Source organism: Frankia sp. CcI156 (assembly GCF_001983015.1).
Taxonomy (GTDB): Bacteria; Actinomycetota; Actinomycetes; order Frankiales; family Frankiaceae; genus Frankia; species Frankia casuarinae.
In genome coordinates this window covers 185,264-191,839 of sequence record NZ_MOMD01000003.1, presented here as the reverse complement: position 1 = coordinate 191,839, position 6,576 = coordinate 185,264, and the positions used below count along the sequence as shown (strand labels likewise).

Annotated in this window: 5 protein-coding genes and 1 pseudogene; 3 read left to right on the top strand and 3 right to left on the bottom strand. The window is 73.1% G+C overall.

The annotated features are described in order from the left end of the window. The 3 genes and pseudogenes from CcI156_RS02375 to CcI156_RS02365 form a co-directional block, all read right to left on the bottom strand. Positions 1–691 (bottom strand): annotated as a pseudogene (locus CcI156_RS02375) (hypothetical protein); the annotation flags it as partial. A gap of 357 nt (positions 692–1,048) precedes the next feature. Further along, on the bottom strand, positions 1,049–1,993 hold the full coding sequence (locus CcI156_RS02370; protein WP_076804176.1) for an aminoglycoside phosphotransferase family protein: 945 nt from the start codon (positions 1,991–1,993) through the stop codon (positions 1,049–1,051). A 35-nt stretch (positions 1,994–2,028) separates the two neighbouring features. Continuing rightward, positions 2,029–3,450 (bottom strand): hypothetical protein, encoded by a 1,422-nt coding sequence (locus CcI156_RS02365; protein WP_035941429.1) that lies wholly within the window; start codon positions 3,448–3,450, stop codon positions 2,029–2,031. A gap of 845 nt (positions 3,451–4,295) precedes the next feature. Here CcI156_RS02365 and CcI156_RS02360 point away from each other — a divergent pair. Genes CcI156_RS02360 through folB form a run of 3 tightly spaced genes read left to right on the top strand, consistent with a single transcriptional unit; the run spans position 4,296 to position 6,573 of the window. Beyond that, positions 4,296–5,162, top strand: a complete 867-nt coding sequence (locus CcI156_RS02360) for a GNAT family N-acetyltransferase (RefSeq protein ID WP_035729351.1) — start codon at positions 4,296–4,298, stop codon at positions 5,160–5,162. Further along, a complete protein-coding gene (folP, locus tag CcI156_RS02355) occupies positions 5,159–6,094 on the top strand; it encodes a dihydropteroate synthase (protein WP_011438761.1) in 936 nt (311 codons plus the stop codon). Before CcI156_RS02360 ends, folP begins: the two co-directional genes overlap by 4 nt. Before the next feature lie 11 nt (positions 6,095–6,105). After that, complete coding sequence (gene folB, locus CcI156_RS02350; RefSeq protein WP_076804175.1) at positions 6,106–6,573, top strand: dihydroneopterin aldolase; 468 nt, start codon at positions 6,106–6,108, stop codon at positions 6,571–6,573. Positions 6,574–6,576: the final 3 nt, after the last annotated feature.

The window sequence follows — 6,576 nt, the reverse complement described above, 5'->3', positions numbered from 1 at the left end:
CCGGTGGCGGGGACTGGGCGTACGGGTCGGACGGTGGCGGGTTCAGCGGTGGCGGGTTCAGCGGATCGCCCCGCCAGGCCCGGGTCTCCCCCGGCGGGGGCGGCGGGTACGCCTGACCGAACGCTCCGCCCGGATTCGGTGGGAACTGGTCGAGCAGCGGATCGAAGGTGCGGGTCTCGATCGGCAGCATCCTGCCGTTGCCGTTGGCACTCTCCGTGCCTCGACGGTTCATGGCCGCGGACCCGGGCGTGCCCCGATCGGTCCAGCCAGCCGGGCCAGCCGGGTAGGAACCCGCTGCCTCGGAGCCCGTGGCCGACATCGGATCAACGCGGCGCATCGACGGCCAGGTGTCGGAGACGGCAGGGGACGCCGCCGGGGCGGCGGTGCTCGGCCGGAAGACGGATGCCGCCGGCTCGGGGCGGTAGGGGCCGTCGACCGTCCAACCGGCGGCACCGGCGGAGCGCGGCTGCGCCGGACCGGTCTGCCAGTGATCCGGGTCGGCTCGGTCGGGGGACGACCGGTCGGTGTCCGTCACTGCCGGCAGTCGGCTCGCCGAACGGGACGGCTGCTCGGTGGTCGGCGGCGGGGACCCGACGCGCCCGCCACGCTCCCGCGGCCCGGGATTCGCGGGGTCCCGATCTCCGGCATCGCCGACCCGGATGGCGCCGATCTCCCGGGGATCATCGTTCATGATTGTTCTCCGGGCAGCACACCACTTGGTTGATCCCCGGGGCGGGCATTCCCTCCGTCGTGTTCAAGGGCCTCCCCTCCGTTTGGGCGACCCAAGCCATGAGGCCGGGGTGATCTGACGACCACGCCCAGGACAGCGGTCCCCGGTAGCCCGCGTTCGGAGCCGAGCGTCCGGCACGTAGACGTGACCCGCCGGACCGGCCCGACAGGTCTGACCAGAATGACATGTGGTTCCGTGGACCGCACGGCCCGGCCGGTGGAAACGGTGTGCCTCGTGTGGTGCCGGCCCCGGGGGCGTCTCCTCCCCGGGGGCGTCTCCTCCCCGGGGGCCCTGACAGCGAGGGTGATGAGGGAGGCGTCAACGGTAGGGGGACCAGCGGACGCCGGTGTCGCCGGAGCGCAGGCTGTCGATCCTGACCCGGAACTGGGCGGCCACCGTCGCGCTGCTCCCCAGGATCGGCACCACGCTCGTCACCAGCTTCAGTTCCCGGACCGCCCGCAGGACGGCGAACCCGTCCCAGGTGGTGACGTCGAAGTCGTAGCCCCGGGCCAGATCGAGGTGGGCCTGAGGATCATGACCGAAGCGTAGCCGGCCGACCGCCACAGGAATCAGGTCCCATTCCGCCGGCCCCAGGCAGGTGGCGTCGAAGTCGCAGAGCAGCGCGCGGCCGTCCGCGGCCCGCACGAGGTTCGCCAGATGCGCGTCCCCATGTATGACGACCCGCGGCAGCGCGTAGCGGATGGTGGACAGAGCCGCCGCGATCCGGCCGGTCATCTTCTCCAGGAAACGGCGGTCGGGCCCGGGGAGCGCCTCGGCGTCGGATAATCGCCGGCGGACGTCGTCGAGGGGATCCCAGCATGGCAGCGGCGGTTCCGGCGGCGCCAGGGTGTGCAGACCGCGCAGCGCGCCGGCCAGCTCCGCGGTGTCCGGTGCCGGACCGCCGGGCGGGGTGCCGGGTGGCGTCGCGTCGGCCCAGACCGTCGCGAGGAAGCCGGCCGCCGTGACCGGGGCCGGCACGCCGGGGAGCAGCCGGACGGCCGGGACGTGGTTCTCCGCCAGCCAGCGGGCCACCCGGACCACCTTGTTCACCCGATGCGCCATCGCGGCCGATCCGATGATCCGGACAACCGCGCCGGCCCGTGGCAGCCGGTACACCGCGTTCACGGTTCTCTTGATCAGCATGGCATCCGAGTCGTCCAGGCCGGMCTCGGCGCAGATCGCACCGAGGGCGCGGCGGGTCCGCTCCGCGGTGAACCGCGCGTGGTCCGGCGAGCCCGCCGGAGGGTGCCCGCCGTCGGCCACTGCGCCCTCGCACGGTCCTCGTACGGTGGCCGGCGTCAGACCGGCGAGCTCGGCACGGGAACCGCGCGCCCGCCGGGCCGCTGCCGCGCCGCGGAGCGTTGCCACTCCCGGATGAGTACCGCGAGGTCCCGCACCTGGCGCACCTCGCTGTGCGGCCGGGTGGCCGCGAGCAGCTGATCCGCGCGTCCCGAGACGGAGGCCACGGTTCGCCCCCAGGAGATCTGGATCGCCTCGGTGGCCAGGGCGCAGACCTGGTCGAGTTCCAGGCGACCCTGCCGGGCCAGCGCCAGGGCGAGATCGAGGCGGATCACCGACCGGAATCCCGGGGCGTTCATCCCGTCCAGCTTCGGCAGGGCGAGATCCGCGTGTTCCTGGGCGGCCTGTGGTCGGCCGAGTAGACACAGGGCCGTCGTGGCGTTGTAGGGCACCTCGACCGGATTGAACTGGTCGAAACTCGGACCGGGACGGCCCCACTGGTCCGCCGGGATGGCGTCCGCCAGGTCGTACGCCCGGTCCAGGGCCTGGGCCGCGCCCCGCACGTCACCGAGGGCGGCGAGGGCACGCGCCTCCTGGCAGACAAGTCGGGCCCGCACGGCACCRCCACTGACGTGGGTCAGCCCGTCCCGGGCAAGGCGGAGCGCCTCGTCGGGCCGGCCGGCGTAGAACTCGTTGACGGCCGCGACTTCCCGGGCCGAGCCGCGAAGCGCACCCTCACCCACCGAGCGCCCCGCCTGGAACCCGAGCGACGTCAGCGATCGCGCGGTCTCGATGTCACCGAGTTTGAAGGCCGCATCCGCACCCAGCACGGCGACCCGCCCCCGCAGCACGTCGCGCCGGTGGGCGTCGCCGGCGGGGATGGACCGCCGGCTGAGTCGCTCCAGGCCGCGGCGCAACCGCTCGGTCTGGGCCAGGATGTGCGCGGGTGGGGTCGCCTCGTGCGCGTCGAGGAGGTCGTCGAGCAGATCGTCGGCGCGTTCCAGGGCGAGCTGGATCGGACTGGCCGCGAGGACGTCCGAGACCTCCATGATCTGTCCCTCGGCGAGGATCGCGGTCATGACCGCCGCTCCCGCATAGCGATGGAACTGCCTGCGGTCCGAGGCACCGGGGGCCGGGGCGCCGAGGCGTGTGGTGTGGGGGGCCGACGACGGTGTCGGCTGCGCCGGGATCGCTCCGCTCACAGCGCCGAATGGTGCTTCGCTCACAGTGCCGAAGGATGGCGTGCCCGCGGGTGCCGGCGACACATCGGTGGGGCTCGTTGCGGCTTTCGTCATCGAAGGCTGGGGCGGTGGCGCCGGCTCGTAGTCCTCGGGGTGGTCGTCCGGAGGGGTGCGCGCCGGCGGGATGACGATCGACTCGGTGGTCGCCCACCAGGGTGGGAGAGGGGCCGCCCGGCTCGCCGGGACCCAGGCCCCGGGGTCGGGCCCGCGCGTCGGTGAAGATCCGCTCGACTGCGGCATGCCGCGCGTCCTTCCTTCAGACAGCACCACGGTCGTGACCGTGACGACAAGGTAGTGGGGGTAGAGCCCACCGCGAGAAGCGACCGACCGGGGGCGCACAGTGAGACCACGCGCCCGCATCGGTGCCGCGACCGCCATCCTCCCTGACGGCGGTCCGGCCGGATCCAGCGATCAACGGCCGAAGTCTCCCGGCGGTCGTACGACGGCCTCGCTGCCGCCGGCCGGTCGTTCCGGTCGCTCTGGTTGGTCCGACCGGATCTGGCCTGTGTCTCGCTTTGTCAATAGTAGGAGGGAGGCTGCGCCGGAGGGTGATGATTATTGGTGCGCAAAGTTCCTGTCATCGTGGCTCTGCGTGGTGTTACCCGGAGGTTTCCTCTGCCGATCATGTTTGGCGGGCAAGCCGGCGGCGATGCGATGCGGCGGTGGAGCTCGCCGGTCGGCGGTGGCGGGATGAGGAAGGGGGGCGCTGGCAGGACCGACAGGATCGCGCGGCGCAGGCTTGTGGATCATCGCCCCGGCCCGGGAGGGTCCCGGGCGACGAGCCGAGGGAGGCCGGGATGCGGCCCGCCGCCGGTTCGCTCCAGAACGGGAACGAGGCGGCAATAGCTTTGTAATCATGACACCTTGTCATGATTACCGAAAAGGTGAAGCTGGGGGACCCGATGTTGGTCCGATCGGCGCCGGCGTCCATCCCCGCGCTCGGGTCGTCCATCCCCGCGTTCGGGTCGTCCATCCCCGCGTTCGGATCGGTAGCCTCGGTATCGTGGTCGATGGCCCCCCGACGTGCTTTCCGGCCGGCAGGTCGCGCAGCTGGTGTCGACCAGGCCGGCCGTGGTCGGCGCGCCGTGCCTGATGACCGTGTGGCGCGGTGTCCCGCCGATCCGCTGGTCGGGCCGCGGACGAACCTGCCGTCCGCCGACGCGTCCCTGGCCCGTGAGCTCGATGACCTGGCGCACCGGGCCTGGCCGCCGTTGCGCCAGGTCGAACGGGCCGGGTGGGTGCTGCGCGAGTCCGCCGGGTCGTCCCGGCGAGGCAACTCGGTCTGGGCCCGCGGCGACGTGCCCGACCTCGCCGCGGCGCTTGCCACGGTGCGGGATTTCTACACCGCCGCCGGTCTGCCGCCGACCTTCCAGCTGACACCCTTCTCCCGGCCGACCGGGCTCGGCGCGGTCCTCGACGCCGCCGGGTACGACGACACCGGTCCTACCGACGTCTGCACGGCGCCTCTCGCCGGCCTTGTGAGTGGTGCCGACCGGGCACCGGCGGCTGCCGGCTCGGTGGGGATGACCGTCACCACCACGCCGGCGGATGAGTGGCTGGATGTCGCCGGCCAGGTGCTGACGACGTTCAACGCGCAGCGGCCCGGCACGCTCGCGGTGCTCTCGGCGCTGCGGCTGCCCACCATCTACATCACCCTGACCGTGGACGGCATGCCGGCGGCGGTCGGACGCGGCATCGCGGACGACCGTTGGCTGGGTGTCTACAGCATGGCCACCCTGCCCGTGGCCCGTGGCCGGGGCGCGGCCCGCCGGGTTATCGCGGCACTCGCCGAGTGGGCGGCGGGCAGAGGCGCCACTCATGCGTATCTGCAGGTCGAAGAGGTCAGCGCCGCGGCGCGGGGCCTGTACGCCGATCTTGGTTTCCGGCCGGTCTACCGCTACACCTACCGCCGTGCGCCGCTGGACGCGACGTCCGGTGGAGGTCTCCCATGAGCGGGACCGTCGAGGAACTCCTCCTGCCGGGCGGCCTGACCAGGGTGATGGGCGTCGTCAACGTCACGCCGGACTCGTTCTCGGACGGCGGTACCTACCTCGATCCGCTGGACGCGGTCCGGGCCGGGCTGCGGATGGCCGACGACGGGGCGGATCTCGTCGACGTCGGTGGTGAGTCGACCCGACCGGGCGCGTCTCGGGTCATCGCCGCCGAGGAGATGCGTCGCGTGCTTCCGGTGGTGGCCGAGCTCGCCGCCGCGGGCGTCCGGGTCAGCGTCGACACCAGCCGTGCCGCTGTGGCCGCCGCCGCGGTCGACGCCGGGGCGGTGCTCGTCAACGACGTGTCCGGCGGCGCCGATCCCGATCTGCTCGGTCTCGTCGCCGACCGTGGCGTGCACTACGTGCTGATGCATGGGCGGGGGACCAGTGCGGACATGGCGTCCCGGGCGGTGTACCGCGACGTGGTCGCGGAGGTGGTCGCGGAGCTCGTGGACCGGCTCGGGGCCGTGCTGGCCGCCGGGATCGCCGAGGATCGGGTCATCCTCGACCCCGGCATCGGCTTCGCCAAGACCGCCCGGCACAACTGGACGCTTCTGCGCCACATCGACGCCTTCGTCGCGCTCGGCCGGCCGCTGCTCGTCGGCACGTCCCGCAAGTCGTTTCTCGGCTCGGTACTGGCGGACGCGAACGGCCCGGCCCGGCCGGTCGCCGACCGGGACGACGCCACCCAGGCGACCACCGCGTTGCTGGCCGCGGCCGGGGTGTGGGGCGTGCGGGTGCACGCCGTCCGGCCGGCCGCCGACGCCGTGCGGGTCGTGCGCGCCTGGCGGGACGATAGTGACCGGCGCGGGGACGGACCCGAGGCCGATCCCGGCCGGGCCGTGGATCCCGGCCGCGTGGAAGATCGGGAGGTTCCGTGGGCTCCGCGGTGACGGGCTCCGCGGTGACGGGCTCCGCAGCGGAGGTCGCCTCCCAATCGAGGGCCACGTCGCTCGACCGGATCACCCTGTCGGGGCTGCGGGCTCGCGGMTACCACGGGGTTCTGGCGGCGGAACGGGATCTTGGCCAGGAGTTCGTCGTCGATGCCACGCTGTGGCTCGACCTCTCTTCGGCGGCGTTCCACGACGACGTGACCCGCACCGTGCACTACGGCGAGCTTGCCGAGACCCTTGCCGGGATCGTCACCGGAGAACCCGTGAATCTGATTGAGACCCTCGCCGATCGACTCGTCCGCGCCTGTCTGCGGKACGGTCGGGTGATGCGGGCCGAGGTGACTGTCCACAAGCCCGCGGCCCCGATCGCGGTTCCGTTCGCCGATGTCGCGGTGACGATCGTCCGCAACCGGGTCGACGGCGTCGAGTCGGTGACCGCGCCGGCCGCGGCCGCGGGGGTCGTCACCGATGGCGGGTGACCG